We start from the raw sequence: 23339 nt of genomic DNA, 5'->3' as shown, positions 1-23339 counted from the left end.
AAATAATTCTCCTCCTAGTTGAATTAATGTATTAACTAATTCATATTTGTTGATTTAATATCTAATATTTATCATAATAAATAAATACATTCAATACGATTGTTGTGAATTGCTTTAGGATTAACTAAATTACTAATTGTAAAAGCGGGTGAGTTTCACATGTATTTATCAACCGATGCAGCGTCGCTGCGTGTATACGAAGCGCTTGCGAGCGAAGTGCGCTTGCAAATTATTGATTTGCTGAACAACAAAGAGATGCATATAAAGGAGCTTGCTGCAGAGCTGTATTTGAGCAGCGCAATTGTAAGCACCCATGTGAACAAGCTGCAAAATGCTGGCCTCGTTAGTTATAGAATGCGCAGAATAAATGGAGGCACATATAAATATTGCTCCTTGTCGGCAGAGTATCTCCAAGTTAAACTGTCTAAATATGCAGAGAGTTCTAGAAAATATAAGGAAGTGTCCATGCCGGTTGGACATTATACGGATATTGAAGCTGCACCGACCTGCGGCATTGCATCGACGGAAAAGATGATCGGGCATTATGATATGCCCACTTATTTTATGGATCCTGAGCGTGTTCAAGCAGGGATTTTATGGTTCACTAGAGGTTTTGTTGAATACAAAATTCCTAATTATTTATTTAAGGATCAGGTCGTACAGGAAATTGAAATATCATTTGAAATTGGATCAGAGGCACCCTATGTCAATGAGAATTGGCCGTCAGATATTCAATTTACTCTGAATGAGCAAAAGCTTGGCATGTGGACAAGTCCTGGCGACTTTGGCCGGATGAGAGGCCGATATTCACCAGATTGGTGGCATTCTGACGTTAATCAGTATGGCCTATTAAAGGTGCTTCGAATAAATAAAAAAGGTTCCTATATCGATGGTCAGCAAATTTCTGATATGACGATTGATGATGTATCATGGAATCGTTCGCAGTGGACATTCCGTATAAGTGCGGACGATACGTCGCAGGGCCGCGGCGGTCTCACTCTTTATGGAAAAGGCTTCGGGAATTATGACCAAGATATTGTTATTCGCAGCTATTATGAATGATTGCCTTCTTATTTGACAGAAAAAAATGACGGGGATGGCGGAGGTTTACGAATGGAAATTTCATGTCGTGTTGTTATTGTAGATGACGAACTATTAGTCAGGCAGGGAATTAAGCATCTGTTGAATTGGGAACAGGAGGGCTTCCAGATTGTGGGGGAGGCATCAAATGGAAAAGAGGCGCTTGAGCTGATTGAGCGCGTCGAGCCTCATATTGTGATCACTGATATCGTTATGCCAGTTATGGGCGGAGAAGAGTTAACTCGTGCAATAAAGGCAAGATATCCAGAGATTGAAGTGATCATATTGAGCAGTTATGGCGAGTTTGATTATGTGAGATCGACCTTTCAAAGCGGCGTAGTCGATTATATTTTAAAACCTAAGCTTGAAGCTATTCAGCTATTAGACACGGTGAAACGAACGGCGCAAAAAATTCCATCACTGAAGCTAGTGGAATCAACTAACGAGGCTTTATCCGTTAAACATATTGTTGAGAAGCTAATATCCGGTTACGAAATCGATGTGGATGACCACGTCCTTGCAGAAGCATTTCCTCATAACAGCTATCGGCTGATTGGGGTAGATTTGAAGTCTCTGAACAGCATGAGCAGGGAAAGATATGATGATTCCTATTGGCTCGACAAAATGAAAGCGGTACTCAGCAGCGAATGTCCGCAGGCGATTTATTTTGCACTTCCGGTAGAACATAATATGGCAACACTACTCGTCAATATAGATCAAAGCGAGCAGCATAGCTTGGTAAGAGCAGGCAGAGAGCTTGCTGCTTGGTCGGGAGAGCGGTTGAAAGAGATTGGTTGGACGATCGGTGAGGCATTTGATGATTTGAGGCAGCTTGGTTCGAACTACAAGAACAGTTTTCTGAAATTAAACGCCTACCGTTACTTTCTTCCGTCCACCAATCGTTTAATCGTACATGGCGAACTTCCAAAAACCTCGGATGAAATTGATGTCTTCAACATGAATCAATTTACTGAGCTTTTGAACAGACGGCAATTCGATGAAGCGTTTGACGAGCTGCTCAATTATGTGAATAGTCGTTCAAGCCAATATAAAACCGATGTTTTCGAGTTTAAGTCCTTTTTAGGCAATGTGATTTTCAATATAACGATTTTATTGGGTCGCCTTGACCCAGCGATGAAAAAGCTAGATGAAACGAAGTATGCCTATTTCAAATCCATTGGTGAATCTTCTCATGTCAACGAGGCAGCTGCGCTCTTACAAGCATTTATTAACGAAGTGAATGACGTGGTTCAGGTGAGAGGAGCAGCAAGCAGCAACCCGAATATGACGCTGCTGCTGCAATTTATTCGGGAGAACTATGCTGAGCCGCTTAGTCTGACGGAGATCGCCAAGCATTTTCATTTTAATCCATCGTATTTGTCTAGTTATTTCACAGCGCATAATAAAGAAGGCTTTAGTGAATATTTGAATAAAATCAGAGTGGAGAAAGCGGCTGAGCTGCTGCAGCAAGACGCAGCGTCCATTTCTGAAATTAGCGGCATGGTTGGTTACTCAGATCACAGTTATTTCACGAAAGTATTTAAGAAGCTGACGGGTCTGTCGCCTAGTCATTATAGAAAACAATACATGGGCAAGAAGAGGGATTAGGTTATGAGAGTTTTTTTGGACAAATTTAAATATCACGGCCTATTTATAAAAATGTTTACGGTGACGCTTGTCAGCATCATTGCCGTGTCGCTGCTTACCTCTACCGTCATGATACAAATGTCAGAGAAGCTGTTCATGAATACCTTCAGCATTACAAATTCCAAAATCATCAATCAAATTAAAGCGAACTTTGAATCCTTCAACTATTCGATCGTCACCGCCTCCAATAATGTGCTGCAAAACGGTTCGATAAAAGGTTTCCTCACAAAGCCGGATAAAAACGCTATTTCGTCGGTTAGCAGTTATTATGAGGCCAGTATGCAAATGAAACGGATTCAGTCCAATGTCGCTGCATACCCCGTCACCATTACGATCACAGGGATTAATGGCAAAAGCCATTCGACAGACAGCTATTATTGGCCGAGTTCCTTGGAGAAGCTAAGAAATAGCCGCTTAACCGAGAATACGCTAGTCGCGCCAAAGCGGTTAATCTATCAGTTGGATATTGAGAACATGGCTGATACGTCAGCAGAAGATCCGATTATCGTTGCATCCAGGGCACTTATGGAAAAGACGAGCGCGAAAAAATACGGCATTGTTTATTTTGCAATAAAGGAAAGTGAATTTAAACGGTTTTATTCAAGCTTCACAAGCAGAGGCAATGATGTCGTTATTTTGGATCGATCTGGTTTGGTCGTTTCGAGCAATCGTCATGAGCTTATAGGAAAACAAGAAGACGCTCTGCTCGGTTACGCTAAAGAAATTGACGAGCAAAAATTAGATTATAAAGATGTAAGCGTGATGGGGAAAAGCAACTTGGTGCTCTCTCAATATCTGCCTGTTTATGATTTTTATCTCGTTAATTTAATCGACAAGCAAGCAGTGCTCAGCGAGATGGTTGATTTTAAGACTGTCGCGCTTATTTGCATTGCCATTGTTTTCAGTGCACTTATTATCGTATTTCTTATATCAAGAAGATTGACGAAATCGTTGACGATGCTCGCTAGACAAATGTCGCGTATTACGGCCAATCCCTTCGATAATTATATTAACGTCACAGGCAGCTATGAGATTAAGCAGCTCGGAAATGCTTACAACTATATGTTGGATGAACTAAATGATTATATTAAGCAGCTGATTCAGACGCAGAAGGACCAGCGCAATGCAGAGCTTTCAGCGCTGCAAATGCAAATTAATCCACATTTTCTTTATAACACATTAGCATCCGTCAAAATATTAGTGCAGCAGGGCAACAAGGAAAAAGCAGCAGCCACGATCAATTCACTTATTTCACTTTTGCAAAATACAGTAAGCAACATCAGCGAGACAATCAGCGTAGCGCAAGAGCTCGTTAATTTAAAACATTATGTTTTCATTAACCATGTTCGTTACGGCGAGCAAATTGTCGTCAATTATTTTGTTTCGAATGATTGTTATGGGTATCATTTACCGAAGCTCATCATCCAGCCGTTTATTGAAAATGCCTTCTTTCACGCCTTCCAAGAGCGAAACGATGGACATATTTATGTGCTTTTCTCGCGCGAGGAAAATGCATTAGTGATTGAAGTTGTCGACAATGGGGTTGGCATGAAGGATTATGACCATGAAAATCAGGACAACAGCTCGAGCAGCGGCAGCCATTTTTTCTCTGGAATTGGCATTCGAAACGTTCAAGATCGGATCGTATTGCTCTATGGAGAGGAATTTGGCGTTGAAATTGTGAGTGATATCGGTGAGGGAACACGGGTGAAAATTAGGCTTCCGCTCAAATCCTCCTAAAAAAAATACCAATAAACAAAATAAATCACAATTACATAATAACGCTTGGAAAGGTAACAATAGAATGACAAAAGCACACAAATATATTGCTAACGGGTCAATTTATCGAGTTGATATAATTAAAATCGTTAGCCGGCAAACGCTTTCAAATAAGTATCCAAGGGGTTGAATGAATTGAAAAAACTACTTGCAATTATGTTGGCCAGCTTCGTACTGCTGACCGCATGTTCTAGTAAAGAAAACAATGTTCCTAACAATGGCGGTAAACCTGCTGAGGGGACGAAGGAAATTACAGTATGGGCGTGGGATAAAGCTTTTAACATCGGTGCTATGGAGCGCGCAAGCGAAGCCTACAAAGCAAAAAATCCGGATTCCACTTTAAAAGTAAACATCGTTGAAAATGCACAAGCGGATATTATTCAAAAATTGAATGCTGGTTTGAACGCAGGTACAACAAAAAGCTTGCCAACAATCGTGTTGATTGAAGATTACCGTGCACAAAGCTTCTTGCAAGCTTACCCAGAAGCATTTTTCGAATTAACAGATTTCATTAAGCCAGGCGATTTTGCCGATTACAAAATCGGGCCAACTAGCCTAGATGGCAAGCAATACGGCGTACCATTTGATACGGGCGCTGCGGGCTTGTACGTAAGAAAGGACTACTTAGAAGAAGCAGGCTATAAGCTAGCTGACCTTCAAGATATTGATTGGAAGAAGTTTATCGAGATCGGTAAAGCTGTGAAAGCCAAAACAGGCAAAGCACTTCTTACACAAGATCCGAATGACCTTGGACTCATTCGTATGATGATCCAATCTGCTGGTTCATGGTACTTGAAGGAAGACGGTACTACACCTAACTTAGCAGGCAACGAAGCGCTTAAGGAAGCTTTTGAAACATACAAAGAAATTATGAACGCTGACATCGTAAAGGTTATTTCTGACTGGAGCCAATTTGTTGGTGGATTCAATAGCGGTGATGTAGCAACGATCCCTACCGGCAACTGGATTACAGCTTCCGTTAAGGCTGAAGCATCACAGTCCGGCAAATGGGCAGTCGTGCCATTCCCTAAACTAACGAACAACCCGAATTCCGTAAATGCTTCTAACCTTGGCGGCAGCTCATGGTATGTCATGAACGTTGACGGCAAAGAAGCAGCGGCAGAATTTTTGAAACAAACATTTGGTTCGGATGTAGATCTTTATCAGAAGCTTGTAACAGAGATTGGCGCAATCGGAACACTTAAAGCAGCAGCTGCTGGCGATGCGTACAAGCAAGCGGATGAATTTTTCGGCGGACAAAAGGTCATTGAAGATTTCGCTAAATGGACAGAAAAAATTCCAAAAGTGAACTACGGCATGCACACGTACGCGATTGAAGATATTCTCGTTGTAGAAATGCAAAATTTCTTAGGCGGCAAAACAATCGATAAAGTGTTAAGCGATGCTCAAGCACAAGCAGAAACGCAAGTTAAATAAATCAGAGCATACGGCAAGTGAATAAAACCTGGGGCTTCTCCTACTCCTGATTCGCATGTTCGGCTTCCGGCAGCAGGAGCTGGAGGAGTCTAAAGGTTTTATTTTTTCCGTAAAGAAAGGGGTTAGGCTAACGTGAAAGCAGCGAGGCCTGGCGTGAGTATTCGCACGAGAGCCAACTTAACTGGATGGATGTTCGTTATTCTAGCCGTCATTATGATTGCGGCATTCTATTTCTATCCGATGATTCAAGCGCTCATTTTATCGTTTAAATCCGGTAAAGGTATGAATCTTTCATTTACAGGATTTGATAACTACGTTCGGCTATTCAGCGATAAAACGTTTTTGACTGCCGTTAAAAACACATTTATTTATTTGATTATTCAAGTACCCGTTATGATTGTTTTGGCTATGTTTATTTCTGTATTGCTAAATGACAGCAAGCTGAAATTTAAAGGTTTTTTCCGTACGGCAATCTTTTTACCGGCCGTTACCTCACTCGTTGCTTATTCCGTTATTTTTAAATACTTGTTTGCTACAGACGGATTGGTCAATAAAATGCTGACTAATCTCCATTTGGTCTCGACACCGATTCAATGGATCACAGACCCTTTCTGGGCGAAAATAACAGTTATCATTGCAATCACATGGCGCTGGACTGGCTACAATATGATTTTCTACTTGTCCGCGCTTCAAAATATTGATCACTCGATTTATGAGGCAGCAAAAATTGATGGCGCCTCCTCTACGAGACAGTTTTTTGGCATTACGGTGCCATTGCTTAAACCGATCATATTGTTTACATCCATTACTTCTACGATCGGAACCTTGCAGCTGTTTGATGAAGTTGTCAATATTACGAAGGGTGGACCAGGCAATGCGTCGATGTCCATTTCGCAATATATTTACAATTTGTCATTCAAGTATTCGTCCGATTTCGGCTATGCTGCAACCGTGTCGTATTCCATCGTAATCATGATCATCATATTGGCATTTGTACAGTTTAAAGCGGCAGGTGATAAAAATGGATAAATTAAAACGCATCTTTGTTTATATTTTTCTAAGTGTCGCTGCGTTCGTGTCCATCTTTCCATTTCTTTGGATGATTATCAGCGCTACGAATAAGTCGGCTGACGTAACGAAGGGAAGATTGCTTCCCGGCAGCCAGCTGTTTGAAAATTTAAGTCAGTTATTTGAGACGGTAGATATTGTTCCAGCATTGTTGAACTCGGCAAAAATATCGGTTACAACAACCATATTGGCCATGGTTATTGCCTCACTCGCTGGTTATGGCTTTGAGATTTATAAGAGCAAAGCAAAGGATGTTGTATTTAACATCTTGCTGTTATCCATGATGATTCCTTTTGCGGCTATCATGGTGCCGTTGTATCAAATGTTTGCAGGCATATCGCAAGCTGTTCCCTTTCTCGGCATAGACACGTTGTCTGGTGTAGTCCTTCCGACCTTTACCACAGCGTTTCTTATTTTCTTCTTCCGTCAGAACACGAAGATGTTTCCGCGGGAGCTGCTGGAGGCGGGCCGAATTGACGGGCTTAACGAAATTAGTCTTTTCTTCCGTATCTTCATGCCTACAATGAAAACGACCTATGCAGCAGCAGGAATCATTACCTTCATGTCAAGCTGGAACAACTACTTATGGCCGCTCATTGTATTGCAGTCGCCGGAGAAGAAAACAATTCCGATGCTCATATCCAATCTAGGATCGAGCTATTCACCGGATTACGGCATTATTATGACAGCGATCGTTATATCCACGATTCCAACTGCGCTTGTATTCTTCCTAATGCAGAAGCATTTCGTAGCAGGGATGACGGGTTCCGTAAAATAAGCATAATTAAAGTCAGGCGGGCTGCTTGTTTCACCGCAGCCCGCCTGGCTTTTAAATCCATTTAAGGGGAAAATAAAATGAATGAAATGAAACCGACGATAAATTGGCTTACCGATTTAAGCGTATTTGCTGTGAACCGGCTGCCAGCACATTCTGATCATCGCTATTACGAATCAATTGAGGAAGCAGCCGCTGATGACCAAATGGCACTTCGCTATGATCTAAACGGAAGCTGGAAATTCAGCTATGCCGTGAAACCAGAGGATCGTCCAGAGCGATTCTACCAATTGGATTATGTTTGCGATAGCTGGGGAGATATTAACGTGCCGGGACATATCCAAATGCAGGGATACGGCAAACCGCAATATGTAAACACGATGTATCCTTGGGACGGTCATCATGATATTCGTCCGCCAGCTATTCCGGAAGATCATAACCCTGTCGGCAGCTACGTTAAATATTTTAAGGTACCAGCTAATATGCAGCAAAAACCAGTCTACATTTCGTTTCAAGGTGTAGAGTCAGCGTTTTATGTATGGTTGAACGGTGAATTTGTGGGATACAGCGAGGACAGCTTTACGCCAGCGGAGTTTGATTTATCGCCTTATTTGGTGGATGGCGAAAACAAGCTTGCGGTTGAAGTTTATCAGCGCAGTACAGGCAGCTGGCTGGAAGATCAGGACTTCTGGCGTTTCTCAGGCATTTTCCGTGATGTTTATTTGTATTCCGTTCCAAGTATCCACGTCCGTGATCTATTTGTACATGCAGATTTAAATGATGACTATACTAATGGCAGTATTCAAGCAGATCTGAAACTCGAAGGGCAGCAGCCATCGAGAATAAGGATGGAACTAAAGGATGCAGACGGTTTAACTGTTGCGACGGTTTCCTCTGATTCGGTCGAAGGTCCATCCTTATCCCTTTCATTGGATGCAGGTATAGTAATCCCTTGGAGTGCAGAAAAGCCTTATTTGTATATGCTTTATATTACCGCTTATGATCAAGCAGGTCATCTCATTGAAGCGATTCCTCAGAGGGTTGGCTTCCGCAAATTTGAAATGATCAACAAAATCATGCATCTAAACGGCAAGCGTATCGTATTTAAGGGCGTAAACCGCCATGAATTCAATAGCCGCAAGGGAAGAGCAATTTCGAAGGAAGATATGCTTTGGGATATTGCAACGCTTAAGCGAAACAATCTGAATGCGGTGAGAACCTCTCATTATCCGAATCAATCGTTATGGTATGAGCTATGCGATATTTATGGCGTCTATGTCATCGATGAGATGAATCTGGAGACGCATGGCTCGTGGCAGAAAATGGGCGCGGTTGAGCCTTCGTGGAACATCCCGGAAAACAAGCCGGAATGGCAGCCTATCGTGATGGACCGTGCGATTTCCATGGTTGAACGCGATAAGAACCATCCATCTATTCTGATTTGGTCAGTGGGCAATGAAGCTTATGCAGGCGAGGTGCTCTTGAACGTATCGAATTATTTCCGCGAGACGGACCCTAGCCGTTTAGTTCATTATGAAGGTGTATTCCATAACCGCAAATATAACGACACAAGCGACATGGAGAGCCGAATGTATGCTAAGCCCGCTGATATCGAAGAGTATTTGAACGATGACCCGCAAAAACCATATATTAGCTGTGAATATATGCATGCTATGGGCAACTCAGTAGGCGGCATGCATAAATACACGGAGCTTGAACAAAAGTATCCGATGTATCAAGGCGGCTTCATTTGGGACTATATTGACCAGGTAATCGTGAAGAAGGACCGCTATGGTAAAGAGTTTCTTGCTTACGGCGGAGACTTCGATGATCGCGCGACGGATTATAACTTCTGTACGAATGGTATTGTTTATGCGGATCGTAAGGAATCGCCGAAGATGCAGGAAGTAAAATTTCTTTATCAGAACTTGAAGCTTATTCCTGATCGCCATGGCGTGACGATTAAGAATGAGAATTTGTTCGAGGGTACGGATGCATATGATTTAGTTGTTTGCCTCCATCTTGAAGGAAAAGAAATATTCCGCAGTACATTATCCGTTGATGTGGCTGCACAAAGCGAATCATATGTGAAGCTTGAGCTTCCTGAGGCAGCGGAGCAAGGGGAATATGTACTGCATGCTGCGCTCACATTGAAAGAAGATCATTTATGGGCACTAGCTGGCTATGAGATTTCCTTCGGACAATTTGTGTTTTTAGTGGAAAATCGTGCGGAAGCCGTGCATCCGGAAGGTTCGCTTCGAGTTGTCGAAGGTGATGTTAACATTGGCATGCATGGTCGCGATTTCAGCATCATGTTCTCGAAGCAGGCAGGCACGCTCACATCGGTCAATTATGCGGGCAAAGAGATGATTGCTATCCCGCCGGCGCCATTATTCTGGCGTGCAACAACGGATAACGATAAAGGTTTCTCGCTTGGCTTCGATTCCGGCGTATGGTTTGCGGCAAGCCTGACACGCAAATGTACTCAAGTTGAACTTACCGAGCAGTCTGGAAGTGCAACCGTTACCTTCCAGTACAAGCTGAGCATTAGCTCGGAAGTGCTTGTCACCGTAGCGTACACCGTGTTCGCAGACGGCAGCTTGAACGTCAAATCCCGCTACAAAGGAGCGGAAGGGCTGCCGAAGCTGCCAATATTCGCATTATCATTCAAGGTTCCCGCAGATTATAGCCATTTGGATTGGTACGCCATGGGGCCGGAAGAAAACTACATTGACCGGGCATTTGGCGCTAAGCTTTGTGAGTTCAGCAACAATGCCGCAGACAATGTATCCGGCTATGTCGTGCCGCAAGAATCAGGTAATCGCACGGGCGTTCGCCGTGTAAATATTACGAATGATTATGGTCGCGGCATTCGAATTTCAGCGCCTGCAGCGCAGCCGGTAGAATGCAATATTTCGCCTTATACAGCATTTGAGCTTGAAAGTGCCAGCCATCACTACGAGCTGCCGAACGTGCATTATACGGTAGTTACCGTAGCCGGTAGACAAATGGGTGTTGGCGGTGACGACAGCTGGGGTGCGCCAGTCCATGACGAATATCTCATTCCAGCAAATCAAGAGATGGTGTTTGAATTCAATATTCACCGCGTATAAGTTATGTTTATGAACAAGGCTATGTAAAATGAAGGGAGGCTGTCCCCAATGTAGATTATTCTACTTCAGGGGCAGCCTCTATTTATTTTTCCTGCCGGTACTTGGAAGGACTGCAGCCTTCACTCCCTTTGAATGCGCGGCTGAAAGCATGAATGTTCGAATAGCCGAGCTGCTCAGCGATATCCTGCAGCGGCAAATAAGTAAACTGAATCATCATTTTAGCTTTTTCTATACGGATCTGCTGATGATATTGAATCGGTGTTTTCTGAAACATGTTTTTGAACAAATGAATCAAATGGAATTTGCTTATATGGAATCGCTCAGACAGCTCATCCAGCTTGATGCAGCGGTGCACATTATGCTCGATGTATGAACGAATATCCGTAAGCAGCCCCAGCTGTCCATCACTTTTCGTTTTGCTGCCCCAATATTGCTCCCTCATTATGAGGGACAAAATCGCCAGCAAACAGCTTTTGATACGGATCTCATAAAAGGGAGGTTTCGTTTCGAATTCGCGAATCAATTCGAAGAGCGATTGTTCCAAAGGAAAGGGATCTCCAAGGCGAAAATGAGTAGGCATAAGAAACGGTGATGCGGATAGCTCATTATTACGAAACCAGCCCTTCTCCTTCGTATTCATCTGATGGAGCGGTTTAAAGGAAACGCCAACATCTTGGCTGTCAGGCTGAACATACAGATCAAAATGAACATGGGGCTGGCGAACTCTCGTTCCGCCAATATTTTGAATAGCGTGTCTTTGCGCGGGCATAAAGAAGAAGCAGTCTCCAGCCTTTCCGTGATAGACAACATCCTCCACGGTTACGAGCATTTGACCCTCCATGAGGTATAGCAGCTCATAATCCCAAATAACCCGCTCATCCATCTTCCACGTAGGCTCCAGCACACTGTCCATAGCCACCCGAATATAGGGGGACAGTTTATCGACCTGCATATCGATCACCTCAGCAATTTATGATAAACAACTTAACAATAAAAGGTAAGGGATAATCATATCTATCATTATATAATAGGCTCGATAATAAACAATAATGGATACATGAGGTGATGGACTATGCTGCAGCAGCACGGACTAGGATTTGGTTTATCCTCCGCTCCGTTTGTCACGAATGCGCGTACCCGATCCATTTCAGCAGAAAATGTGAATGGTGAGAAGGGGCAAGGCGGTAAAGAAGCGAGCAACTTGGGCATTGGAAGAAAAGGCAGGCCTGCCATAACACTGGGTCAAGGTGAAGAAGTGACGCTTGCCCATATTCAAGGGACGGGAGTAATTCAGCATTTCTGGATTACTGTCGCAGACAAAACGGGTAGAGGGCATGCGGCACAATACGTGCTTCGTGATCTTATTCTGCGCATGTACTGGGATGATGAGACGAGCCCATCGGTGGACGTTCCGCTCGGTGATTTTTTCTGCAATGGCTTCGGTGTGCGAGCAAGCGTTCATTCACTTCCCATTGCTGTCGTTCCTACGGGCGGCATGAACTGTTATATTTCAATGCCGTTCCGGAAATCGGCGAAAATCACGATTGTAAATCAGCATGCCGCTAACATTGATGGTTTTTTCTATACGTTTAATTATTCGCTCGTCGATGAGCTGCCAGAGAATGCAGCGTACTTTCATGCGCAGTGGCGCCGTGAGAAGGTCACAGAAATAGGCAAAGACTATACGATTCTGGATAATGTCAAAGGTGCAGGACAATATATCGGCACATACCTAGCTTGGGCAGCACTTGAGCGGAACTGGTGGGGAGAAGGCGAGATCAAATTTTATATGGATGGCGATCAAGATTGGCCAACGATTTGTGGAACGGGCACGGAAGACTATGTGGGAGGCGCATGGTGTTTCAGCAATACGCGGACAAACGAACCCGAATCGTATTCCACGGCGTATTTGGGCTATAAGTTTTACAAGGAAACGACGGAGGTCGACCCGTGGTATGGTCATAATGTACCCATGCACGGCATGTATCGCTGGCATCTGCCCGATCCGATTCGATTTGAAAATGATCTGCGTGTGACGATTCAGCAAATCGGTCACGACCATACGAAGCTGTTCGAACGCTCCGACGACATCTCATCCGTAGCCTATTGGTATCAGATGGAGCCGCATGCCCCATTTCCTCAGATGCCCCCGGCTAATGAGCGATGGCCGAGGTAAGCATAAGGCAGTGAATACATTCGTGATAACAATAGAATAGAAGTCCATGATATGATAGGGAGAACGTCGTATTTTACAAAAGAAAGGAGTTATTCGAATATGTACGAGCATCTCGTATCATTTAAGTTTAAAGAGAAGCTTTCTAGCACCAAAGAACAAGAGTTGCTGAGCGCTCTTTATTCCTTGCAAACAGAAGTTCCAGGCATCATTGAATTGACTGCAGGCTGTAATGCAACGACAGAAACGGATAATATTCAAGGTTACACACTGGGCTTGCGAGTTACCTTTAAGGATCAGCAGTCTTTGCTCGACTACGGTCCGCATCCTGCACATCAGCATTTTGTAGGTTTGCTGGACGGGCTGCTTGATAACGTAATCGTTGTTGATTATCCAATCTTGAATAAACTTATCAACTAGATGTYGAATCTGAAGCAGGCAGGGTGAGCATATGGCTGAAAAGGAAGAGCTGGTTCGGTTTGGCGTGTCCTTTCCGGCACCGCTGATTGATCAATTTGATCGATATACAGACGAACTTGGCTATCATAATCGATCGGAAGCCATTCGTGATTTGGTTAGGCGAGCCTTGCTTGAGCCAACCCGAATGAACGGTCAGGAGCATGTTGCAGGTACGATTGTTCTCGTATATGATCACCATGTCAGTGATTTACCCATTGTTCTGATGGAGGTGCAGCATCGCTTTCATCACGATATTATTTCCAACATGCATGTCCACTTAAACCATGATCAATGCTTGGAGGTCATCGTCGTGAGAGGACAGTTGTCGCGCCTGCGGTCGCTGCATCAGCAGATTCAAGCACAGAAGGGCGTCATTTATGCCGAGCTCTCCGTTACTTATGCGGATAAACATGATTCTGCCATAGAGCATACTCATACTTGAGATCGGAAACTGTTATATTTGAATTTTTTAATAGGATTGTAAAATTAAGAGGATTTCTAACATATCGACGCTGTCGATGTTAGGTCCTCTTTTTTTTCTGGCGTTTTTTGAGCGAATTTTGAAGAAAAAGGATGAAACTCTATCAAAGTCGTGTTACAATATCACATAATCGTGTTACTTAATGTAACGCAACAGGAGGGATTGGGTTGAAAACTATCGTTTCAGCTATCACTTATGCAATCATTGTTATATTCATCATCACAGGATGCAGCAGTGTGAAGCCGGCAGACACCGCTGCCAAAACAGATGAGCTAATTGTTGCGGTAGGCTCAGAGCCGGACACCGGTTTTGATCCGATTAAAGGCTGGGGACGGTACGGCTCTCCGCTATTCCAGAGTACACTGCTTAAACGAGATGATGATCTGAATATTGTGAACGATTTGGCTGCTGACTATCACGTAAGCGAGGATGGCAAGTCGTGGACGGTCAAATTGCGGGAGGATGTCGTATTCTCCGACGGAAAGCCGTTAACTTCTGAGGATGTGAAGTTTACATTCGATACAGCTGCTAGCAATGGAGCTGCGATTGATCTAACTAATTTAGCAAACGTAGAAGCAGGAAATAACGAAGTTGTGTTTCATTTAAAGAAACCGCAATCGACATTTGTTTATTATCTCATAACGACAGGTATTGTACCTAAACATGCTTATTCGAGCAGTTATGCGGAAAATCCGATCGGCTCAGGTCCGTTTACATTCGTACAATGGGATCGCGGACAGCAGCTAATCGTAAAGGCAAACGCGAACTATTACGGAGACAAGCCGTATTTTCAGAAGCTGACTTTCTTATTTTTAAATGAAGACGGCGCATTCGCGGCGGCAAAGGCTGGAAGCGTTGATCTTGCTTATATACCGTCCACGTTTAGCAAACAAAAGGTTGCTGGCATGCGGATTGAAGCAGTAAAAACAGTAGATAACCGCGGAATAGCATTCCCCTTTGTCAAAGCTGGCGGCAAAACGGAAGAAGGTTATCCCATTGGAAATGATGTAACCGCAGATAAAGCAATACGCCTGGCTATCAATACGGTAATCGATCGTCAGCAGCTGGTCGATGGCATTTTGGACGGGCATGGCTCACCTGCCTATACAGCGAATGATGGTCTTCCATGGTGGAATGACGAGACGAAGATCAAGGATAATGATGCTGCTGCAGCCGCCAAAATATTAGCGGATGGAGGCTGGGTGGACAGCGATGGTGATGGTATCGTCGAAAAAGGGGCGTTAAAAGCACAGTTTACACTTCTGTATCCTTCAGGTGACGTTACACGGCAATCGTTAGCGCTGGCTGCGGCGGAAATGGTGAAAGCTGCCGGCATTCACATTTTAGTTGAAGGTAAAAGCTGGGACGAGCTTGAGAAGCTGATGCATTCGAATGCTATGCTGTTAGGCTGGGGAAGTCATGACCCGCTCGAAATGTACAATCTATATAGCAGCACATTCAGTGGCGTTGACTATTACAATACGGGTTATTACAGCAACCAGACCGTGGATCAGCTGTTTGAACAAGCATTGGACGCGCGTACGGAGGAAGAAGCACTGGCCTATTGGAAAAAAGCGCAATGGGATGGACAAACGGGACTGAGTGCAAAAGGCGATGCTCCATGGGCATGGCTCGTAAATATTGATCATTTGTTTCTCGTGAAGGACAAGCTTAATATCGGAAAGCAGCGTATTCAGCCGCATGGTCACGGATGGCCTGTAACGGACAATATTGAGAGCTGGCGCTGGGAAGAGTAACGGGCAGGAGAGGTTGTCAGCATGCTACAGGGAGTTGCAGTATTTGTAGGGAAAAAGTTTATCCGATTAATTGCGCTGCTTGCATCGGTCAGCATCATTACTTTTGCGCTCGTTGCTTTATCGCCAATTGATCCCGTGCAATCGTATATCGGAGCAGATGTCATGCGTGTCGGCGCAGAGCAAAGGGAGCAGATTGCTGCTTATTGGGGACTTGACCGACCATTCGCTGAACGATTTATAAAATGGGCGTTTGCTCTGCTGCAAGGAGATATGGGCACCTCAATGATATACAGAGAGGCTGTAACGAAGGTGATTGCGGATCGTTTCTTGCACTCGGTGCTGCTCATGGCATTCGCATGGACGCTGTCAGGCATTATTGGGTTTGCCGCTGGCGTGACCGCAGCTATAAAGAAGGATTCATGGTTGGATCGGTTGATCAAAAGCTATTGCTATACGCTGGCTTCGACGCCTGCCTTTTGGATCGGCCTGCTGCTTATGATGGTATTTGCTGTATGGCTCGGCTGGCTGCCAGTAGGGCTCGGTGTTCCTGCCGGGGTATTGGCAGGGAGCGTAACGGCTGGCGATTATATTCGTCATATGATTTTGCCAGGTATTACTCTAAGTGTCGTAGGCATTGCACCGATTGCACTCCATACACGCCAGAAGCTGATTGATGTGATGGAAAGCGATTATTATTTGTTTGCCAGAGCTCGAGGTGAATATGGTGTGAGTTTGTTTCTTAGACATGGTCTTCGCAACATTGCATTGCCTGCGATTACACTGCAGTTTGCTTCATTTGGCGAATTGTTCGGTGGAGCCGTTCTTGCAGAGCAGGTGTTTTCTTATCCGGGACTCGGTCAAGCGACGGTAGAAGCGGGTCTTCGCGGTGATGTGCCGCTGCTAATGGGACTTGTCTTATGCAGTACAATCTTTGTATTCACAGGCAATGCAATAGCTGATTATTTTTACCGTATGGTTGATCCAAGGCTAAGGTACGGGAAGGAGGCGCAAGGATGAATCAGCTGACAATTCTGCAGAAACCAGCTGCTCGGAAGCGTTCAAACGAACGGCGACGAATGCTTATATCGGCAATAGGCGCAGCGCTTCTGCTTGCAAGCATCGGCATAGGCAGCTGGCTTCTTGATTCATCTGGACTTTCAGTTCAGCTGAATAATCGGAACTTGCCTCCGTCGCTAGCTCATTTGTTCGGAACCGATTGGCTGGGGAGGGATATGCTTTCCCGCACTGTGAAGGGACTGGCGCTTAGCATTCAAGTTGGGCTGCTCGGTTCGATTTCCAGCGTACTTATTGCAGCGATGATGGGATTGATGGCGGCAACGCTTGGGAAGACGGCTGATCGCATTATTTCCTGGCTTATTGATGTTTTTCTAAGCGTACCTCATCTCGTATTGCTTATATTGATTGCTTTTGTTTGCGGGGGCGGCCTTAAAGGGGTAGCCATCGGCATCATGCTGACGCATTGGCCAAGCCTTGCTCGAGTGATTCGTGCGGAGGCGATGCAGCTCATGTCAGCGGAATATGTGCTAGTTGCGAGGAAGCTCGGAAGATCACGTTTGTCCGTTGCTGCGAGGCACTTAGCGCCGCATTTATTTCCGCAATTGTTGGTTGGTTTTCTGCTGTTGTTTCCACATGCTGTGCTGCATGAAGCGGCGATAACCTTCCTAGGCCTTGGCATGTCACCGCATCAGCCCGCAATAGGAATTATACTTTCTGAATCCATGCGTTACTTATCGACAGGAATGTGGTGGCTTGCGGTATTTCCGGGACTCGGATTGCTGCTGACTGTACGCGCGTTTGATAAGCTGGGCAACCATTTGCGGCTGCTCATTGACCCGCGGAATGCTCAGCTATGACGCTAATGGAAGGCGATATTGATTAATATGGAGGGAGGTTCCCCTATGCCGCTGCTGGAGGTGAATAAACTATCCATTTCCTTTATGCACTATGTGAAAGGCAGCTCGCAGGAGCAGGTTTCGATTATCGATGAGCTGGATTTCGCGATAAATGAAGGTGAAATCGTAGCCGTCGTTGGAGCGAGCGGATCGGGAAAAAGCTTGCTTGCTCATGCGATTATGGGCATTTTGCCTAAAAATGTTGTGATGACCGGAACCATCTCATACGGCGGAGAAGTGCTGAGTGAAGCTAAGCTTAAGCGCTACCGCGGTAAGGAAATTGCCTTAGTACCGCAATCGGTAAGCTTCCTTAATCCGTTAATGCGAGTAGGCAAGCAGCTGCGCACGAGCGCTGATGGCGCTGAGCAGCTTCAGGAACGGAGAGGGTTATTTGCGCGGCTTCAGCTTGGAGCACATGTGGAGAGGCTGTTTCCCTTTCAGCTTTCAGGAGGCATGGCTCGTAAGGTGCTTGTCTCTACGGCAGCGCTGGAAAGAACAAGGCTGATCATCGCAGATGAGCCTACGCCAGGCATGCATCCGGATGATGTTACAGAGGCGCTCGGTCACTTCAAGCAGCTCGCTGAAGGCGGCTGTGCCGTGTTGTTTATTACACATGACATTGAAGCAGCTCTACAAATTGCAGATAAGGTCGCTATATTTTATGCGGGAACCGCTGTTGAGGTCGCTTCGGCCAAAGATTTCCACGGAAATGGTGAGCAGCTTAGGCATCCATACAGCCGCGCCTTGTGGCGTGCGCTTCCTCAAAATGGTTTCGAACCGCTGGCCGGGACGCAGCCTGCAAGGAGTTCTGCGATTTCAGGCTGTCTCTTTGCTGAACGCTGCAGCTTGGCCACAGAACGCTGTGTTGACAGCAGGCCGGCGGCTCGCAGCCTTCGAAGTGGAATGGTGAGGTGTGTTCATGCGACTTGATGGAAGGAATCTCGGCTGGCGTTATGCGGACGGTCCTTGGTTGTTTAAAGATTTTAACATTTCGATACAGTCAGGAGAGGTCGTCGGCCTGATTGGACCTAGCGGCAGCGGAAAAACGTCGTTAGGCCGGTTATTGGCTGGTTATTTGAATCCTATTGCAGGAGAGGTGTCGGTTGATGGACGGAGCAAGAGTAATAAAGGCTCTGATCCTGTCCAAATGATTTTTCAGCATCCAGAGCGCGCGGTTAATCCAAGATGGCGGATGGCAAAAACAATGACTGAAGGTTGGTCCCCGGATGCTGCGCTGCTTGAAGCGTTAGGCATTAAGGAGCAGTGGCTGCGTCGTTATCCAAATGAGCTGTCAGGTGGAGAGCTCCAGCGCTGCTGTATTGCGAGAGCTCTCGGACCAGATACCAAATTTCTCATCGCAGATGAAATGACGACGATGCTTGACGCGATTACGCAGGCGCAAATATGGCATAAGATGCTTGAAATTGTCCGTGCTCGTCAAATGGGCTTGCTCATTATTAGTCATGATCATGCGCTTGTAAACAAAATTTGCAATCGAACGATTTCATTCAAGGGCCAGCGCTAATCTTGTCCGCCCATTAGTCTGCGCAGCTTTGTTTCCGTTGATGTTTCAGGTGCGGGCGTATAGACGCTGCACCGAAGATCGGTATTTCCCTTTACTTGAAATGAGGTCAGATGATACAACATCTTTCCGACTCGTGCATGTCGAAATTCCAGCAATACATCTGGAGCAGAGCTGACCTGGCTTTGCTCCCAAAGATATTGAAACTCCGGATGGCTTCGCTTCATTTCATCAATAAACCGCTCATACCAATCATCCTGCACATATTGACCGTAATAGGCACGAAAGATAGCTAGAAATCCTCCTACAAAATGCTCCCAATTTCCTGCTAGCCTGCGGAATTCTTTCCTTGTGAACAATAACTCAATCATATTTCGCTGTTCAGCTGGAATTTGGTCAAAGTCCATAAACACATGCGAGGCGGCCTCGTTCCAACCGACGATTTGGCAGCGCCGATCCGATATAATAGTTGGACAGAAGCGGAGCTCCTTTAAAATTCTTTTTAAAGAGGGTGTAATTTCGGTCTGCTCCTCATTAATAGGCAGCGTGCTATAGCCGGAACCGAGGGCGAGGGCGTACAAGTATTCCCGTTCATCGTCATTTAATTGCAGAGCCGCCGCAACACAATCCAGAACAGACGCCGATACTTGAATATCTCTGCCTTGTTCTAGCCAGGTATACCAAGTTGTGCTGACGCCAGCAAGCTGAGCGACCTCCTCACGTCGTAAACCAGGTGTTCTCCGCCGTGTTCCAATAGGGAAACCAACGTCCTCCGGCATGATTTTGGCACGCCTTGATTTTAGAAAGGATGATAATGCTTGTAGTCTCGTCTCTCGATTAATCATGGTTTCCATCTCCGTACTCTCTTTATAGTAGTACTCATTATACTATAATAAACAACAACTTGTAATAGGATAAAGAGTGTGACAAACTACTACCCAWAAAGGATTTTGCGAAGGAGGAAATAAGATGGAACGTGTCGTCATTACGGGGATGGGTGTCATCTCGCCGCTAGGGAACAGTGTGGAGCGTTTTTGGGATGGTTTGGTGCATGGACAATCAGGTATTTCTACGATTGATACATTTGATGTAAGCAAACATAAATCGAAAATTGCAGGTGTCGTAAGAGATTTTGATGGTGAAGCTTTATTTGGAAAAAAAGAAGCCCGTCGAATGGATCGGTTTAGCCAGTTTGCAATAGCAGCTGCTGAGCAAGCGCTGGAGGATGCAGCACTTAAGGTTGAAGAGACAGATCGGGAACGTGTTGGCGTTTATGTAGGCTCTGGCATCGGCGGCATACAGACGCTGCTTGACCAAGCTGAAGTGCTGCATGATCGAGGGCCAGATCGTGTTAGTCCAACGCTTGTTCCGATGATGATTGCGAATATGGCAGCGGCGATGATCAGTATTCGGTTCGGCACGCAGGGGCCGTCGATGGCGCCTGTTACCGCATGCTCGATCGGGAATACGGCAATTGGTGAGGCTTGGCGTCTTATTCGATCAGGCAGCGCGGATGTCGTTATTGCAGGAGGAACGGAAGCGGCAGTTACAGATATTTCACTCGCAAGCTTCGGCAATGCAACATCGGTATCAACGCGGAATGAAGCGCCGGCTTCGGCAAGCAGACCCTTTGATGCAGGGCGCGACGGCTTTGTTATGGCCGAAGGAGCTGGCATTCTCATACTCGAATCACTGTCACATGCGCAGCAAAGAGGAGCCCGCATTCATGCGGAGGTTATCGGCTATGGCGCCAGCTCAGATGCGTATCATATGGTCGCGACTCATCCCGAGGGAATTGGTGCTTATCAGGCGATGAAGCATGCGCTGCGAGAAGCTGACTTGGAGCCTAGTCAAATTGATTTAATAAGCGCGCATGCCACCAGTACGGAAATCGGCGACCGTTCCGAAACGGCAGCCATTAAGAAGCTGTTTGGTGACCTCGCGTATCARATTCCGGTGACAGCAAACAAATCGATGACAGGTCATATGCTTGGTGCAGCTGGCGGAGTAGAGGCTATCGCACTCGTGAAGAGCATGCAGGAGGGGATTATCCCGCCAACGATCAATCAAGAACAACCAGATCCAATTTGTGATCTTGATTATGTGCCAAACGTTGCGCGCGAAGCTGAGATTAATATAGCGATGTCCAATTCCTTCGGCTTCGGCGGTCATAATGCCGTAATTATTTTGAAGAAATTTCAGGCTTAAACATGATGTAATGAAGTGAATTTTCTTAATACCGAGAATAAAGCAAGAAGCTGGGTCGGCGGATTACTGCCATTGACCCAGCTTTTTTTATTTTGTTATAAAATCCGAGCGTTATTGCGGGCAGCAGGAAGAAATGACCAGTACTCCAACGATTCAATTCATGGTAGGAAGGGTAAAGGTTATGTAACCTATGGATAACAAGATCAGTTAAAAAGAGAAGAAGGTGCAGGCATGGCCAGACATAATCGATTTTTTAGATGGTGCTTCACGATTATTTTGGTATTAATTATTATTTATTTGGGGTCGCGCGTTTCATTTATATTTAAACCTGTGCTTTCCTTATTCAGTATGATTATCGTTCCACTTATGCTGGCAGGCTTTTTCTATTACTTGCTGCGCCCGCTCGTCAATGTGATGGAGCGGCATAAGGTTAATCGTACGCTCGCCATTTTGCTTATTTATTTGATTTTCGCCATTATGATGGTTGGCTTCAGCATCTTGGTATGGCCTTCCTTGCGTACACAGCTCAATAATTTGGTCGAAAATGCACCCGCTCTATTTACTACTTTAAGCGAGCAAGTTGCAGAGCTTGAGCATAATGGGTTTTTATCGTCGTTTTTGCCGCAGGATTCGAATCTGTTATCTAAGCTTACGGAGTATTTGAACAAGGGCTTTACGGTATTTACAGAATATTTGACCGGACTTTTTTCTTTTTTCTCGAATTTCGCGATTGTGCTCATAACGTTCCCGATTCTGCTGTTCTATATGCTGAAGGAAGGCGGGAAGTTTGGTGAACAAATTGTAAGCTTTATACCCAAAAGGTTCCGTATCCACGGTAAAGAGGTCATGGACGATATCGATCATATGCTCAGCAGCTTTATCGTTGGCAGAGTTATCGTTAATGTAGCACTCGGCGTTCTCATGTATGTAGGTTTTCTAATTATTGATTTGCCTTATGCGATGCTGCTGACCGTAGTGGCCGTTATCTTAAACTTTATTCCGTTTATCGGATCATTCCTATCTTCCATCCCGATTGTTATCATCGGCTTCATCGAAGCGCCGTCAATTGCGATCTGGTCTATTGTCATTATTACAGTAGCGCAGCAAATACAGGATAATCTTATATCGCCCTATGTTTTTGGGAAGCAGCTTGATATTCATCCGATGACGACGATCATCTTGGTGCTCATGGGCGGAGATATTGCAGGAATTTTAGGCATACTGCTTATTATTCCGGTGTATATGATTTTGAAAATCGTTTATAGCAAAGTTTACGAGCTGTTCTTCAAGCAGAAATGGGAAAATGCTTAACTGAGATAGTCACATAATGGGTGCGTATTATGGCATCATCTGTTATAATGACGTCGGCTAAGGCAAATTTACCGAAAGTACGGTGGCTTGATAACGATGGGGATAAACGCATTGCAAGGGAAACAAATCGTAATTGCTGGATCTCGGAAAACGGATGAGATGTGCATGGTTATTGAAAAGCAGGGCGGCGTCCCAATTGTTCGTTCGCTTCAAGGTTTGACGATGTTTGATGAAGCGCTGTTGGAAGCGCCATTGCGAAACTTCGCTGAGCAGGGCGCGGATTGGGTTATTTTGACCACTGGCATGGGATCGGATCAGATCGTCAACACAGCCGACAGCATCGGCATTAAACAAGCGGTGCTTGGTAGGCTGGCTGAGGCGAAAATCGCGACAAGAGGCTACAAAACGTCTGCATTTCTTAAACGTTCAGAACTGAAAGCGATCGTTAGCACGGATGATGGAACGATGGATGGACTCATAGAAAACCTCGAAGCCTTTGATTTTGAAGGGCAAAGTGTGTGGATACAGCTTCATGGCGAGCCAGCTCCGAAACTAGTGCGTTTTCTCGAAAATAAAGGTGCTTCGCAAGTAGAAGCGGTGCTGCCCTATAAGCATG

At 45.1% G+C, this 23339-nt stretch carries 20 protein-coding genes; 18 read left to right on the top strand and 2 right to left on the bottom strand.

Annotated features, from left to right (window positions below; genetic code table 11):
• Positions 1-159 precede the first annotated feature (159 nt).
• From AB4Z17_RS20455 to AB4Z17_RS20425, 7 genes are all read left to right on the top strand, one after another.
• Entirely contained in the window at positions 160-1062 is a 903-nt protein-coding gene (locus AB4Z17_RS20455) for an ArsR/SmtB family transcription factor (RefSeq protein WP_441961738.1), read from the top strand.
• A 51-nt stretch (positions 1063-1113) separates the two neighbouring features.
• Positions 1114-2688: a response regulator transcription factor gene (locus AB4Z17_RS20450; RefSeq protein WP_441961735.1), complete on the top strand. Its 1575-nt coding sequence runs from the start codon at positions 1114-1116 to the stop codon at positions 2686-2688.
• Positions 2689-2691: 3 nt separating this feature from the next.
• Positions 2692-4467 carry a sensor histidine kinase gene (locus AB4Z17_RS20445; protein ID WP_441909896.1) on the top strand — a complete coding sequence of 592 codons (1776 nt, stop codon included), beginning with the start codon at positions 2692-2694 and terminating at the stop codon, positions 4465-4467.
• 174 nt (positions 4468-4641) lie between these two features.
• On the top strand, positions 4642-5943 hold the full coding sequence (locus AB4Z17_RS20440) for an ABC transporter substrate-binding protein (RefSeq protein WP_339208504.1): 1302 nt from the start codon (positions 4642-4644) through the stop codon (positions 5941-5943).
• A gap of 189 nt (positions 5944-6132) precedes the next feature.
• The gene (locus AB4Z17_RS20435; RefSeq protein WP_372239025.1) at positions 6133-6972 is read left to right on the top strand and encodes a carbohydrate ABC transporter permease; all 840 of its coding nucleotides are present in this window, start codon (positions 6133-6135) and stop codon (positions 6970-6972) included.
• Positions 6965-7789: a carbohydrate ABC transporter permease gene (locus AB4Z17_RS20430; protein ID WP_076270107.1), complete on the top strand. Its 825-nt coding sequence runs from the start codon at positions 6965-6967 to the stop codon at positions 7787-7789. The genes AB4Z17_RS20435 and AB4Z17_RS20430 overlap by 8 nt, the downstream gene beginning before the upstream one ends.
• Positions 7790-7866: 77 nt before the next feature.
• Entirely contained in the window at positions 7867-10899 is a 3033-nt protein-coding gene (locus AB4Z17_RS20425) for a glycoside hydrolase family 2 TIM barrel-domain containing protein (protein ID WP_441961733.1), read from the top strand.
• 82 nt (positions 10900-10981) lie between these two features.
• On the opposite strand, the gene AB4Z17_RS20420 is transcribed toward AB4Z17_RS20425, so the two are convergent.
• A complete protein-coding gene (locus tag AB4Z17_RS20420) occupies positions 10982-11851 on the bottom strand; it encodes a helix-turn-helix domain-containing protein (RefSeq protein WP_441961731.1) in 870 nt (289 codons plus the stop codon).
• Positions 11852-11971: 120 nt separating this feature from the next.
• Here AB4Z17_RS20420 and AB4Z17_RS20415 point away from each other — a divergent pair, with 120 nt between their 5' ends.
• The 8 genes from AB4Z17_RS20415 to AB4Z17_RS20380 all read left to right on the top strand — a co-directional run bounded on the left by AB4Z17_RS20415 (position 11972) and on the right by AB4Z17_RS20380 (position 19207).
• Complete coding sequence (locus tag AB4Z17_RS20415; protein ID WP_441961729.1) at positions 11972-13075, top strand: glycoside hydrolase family 172 protein; 1104 nt, start codon at positions 11972-11974, stop codon at positions 13073-13075.
• A gap of 99 nt (positions 13076-13174) precedes the next feature.
• A complete protein-coding gene (locus AB4Z17_RS20410; RefSeq protein WP_441961727.1) occupies positions 13175-13492 on the top strand; it encodes a Dabb family protein in 318 nt (105 codons plus the stop codon).
• Between the two features lie 31 nt (positions 13493-13523).
• Positions 13524-13973 carry a nickel-responsive transcriptional regulator NikR gene (nikR, locus tag AB4Z17_RS20405; RefSeq protein ID WP_441909891.1) on the top strand — a complete coding sequence of 150 codons (450 nt, stop codon included), beginning with the start codon at positions 13524-13526 and terminating at the stop codon, positions 13971-13973.
• Between the two features lie 206 nt (positions 13974-14179).
• Complete coding sequence (locus AB4Z17_RS20400; protein ID WP_441961725.1) at positions 14180-15769, top strand: ABC transporter substrate-binding protein; 1590 nt, start codon at positions 14180-14182, stop codon at positions 15767-15769.
• Positions 15770-15790: 21 nt separating this feature from the next.
• Positions 15791-16786: an ABC transporter permease gene (locus AB4Z17_RS20395; protein ID WP_441961723.1), complete on the top strand. Its 996-nt coding sequence runs from the start codon at positions 15791-15793 to the stop codon at positions 16784-16786.
• The gene (locus tag AB4Z17_RS20390; RefSeq protein WP_441909885.1) at positions 16783-17643 is read left to right on the top strand and encodes an ABC transporter permease; all 861 of its coding nucleotides are present in this window, start codon (positions 16783-16785) and stop codon (positions 17641-17643) included. The genes AB4Z17_RS20395 and AB4Z17_RS20390 overlap by 4 nt, the downstream gene beginning before the upstream one ends.
• A 45-nt stretch (positions 17644-17688) precedes the next feature.
• Positions 17689-18612, top strand: a complete 924-nt coding sequence (locus tag AB4Z17_RS20385) for an oligopeptide/dipeptide ABC transporter ATP-binding protein (protein WP_441961721.1) — start codon at positions 17689-17691, stop codon at positions 18610-18612.
• On the top strand, positions 18602-19207 hold the full coding sequence (locus AB4Z17_RS20380) for an ABC transporter ATP-binding protein (protein ID WP_441961719.1): 606 nt from the start codon (positions 18602-18604) through the stop codon (positions 19205-19207). Before AB4Z17_RS20385 ends, AB4Z17_RS20380 begins: the two co-directional genes overlap by 11 nt.
• Here the strand turns inward: AB4Z17_RS20380 and AB4Z17_RS20375 are convergent.
• A complete protein-coding gene (locus tag AB4Z17_RS20375; RefSeq protein ID WP_441961740.1) occupies positions 19204-20046 on the bottom strand; it encodes a helix-turn-helix transcriptional regulator in 843 nt (280 codons plus the stop codon). The genes AB4Z17_RS20380 and AB4Z17_RS20375 overlap by 4 nt on opposite strands.
• A gap of 127 nt (positions 20047-20173) precedes the next feature.
• On the opposite strand from AB4Z17_RS20375, the gene fabF reads away from it, so the two are divergent.
• The 3 genes from fabF to AB4Z17_RS20360 form a co-directional block, all read left to right on the top strand.
• Positions 20174-21412: a beta-ketoacyl-ACP synthase II gene (gene fabF / locus AB4Z17_RS20370; RefSeq protein ID WP_441909880.1), complete on the top strand. Its 1239-nt coding sequence runs from the start codon at positions 20174-20176 to the stop codon at positions 21410-21412.
• Positions 21413-21643: 231 nt separating this feature from the next.
• Complete coding sequence (locus AB4Z17_RS20365) at positions 21644-22723, top strand: AI-2E family transporter (RefSeq protein ID WP_339208517.1); 1080 nt, start codon at positions 21644-21646, stop codon at positions 22721-22723.
• A gap of 96 nt (positions 22724-22819) precedes the next feature.
• On the top strand, positions 22820-23339 hold a 520-nt coding region (locus AB4Z17_RS20360; protein ID WP_441961717.1), incomplete at its 3' end, for a uroporphyrinogen-III synthase.

This window comes from Paenibacillus sp. TAF43_2 (assembly GCF_052113545.1).
Classification (GTDB): Bacteria; Bacillota; Bacilli; order Paenibacillales; family Paenibacillaceae; genus Pristimantibacillus.
Note: the sequence above shows the minus strand (reverse complement) of the source record. Positions and strands in the feature narration are given on the sequence as shown.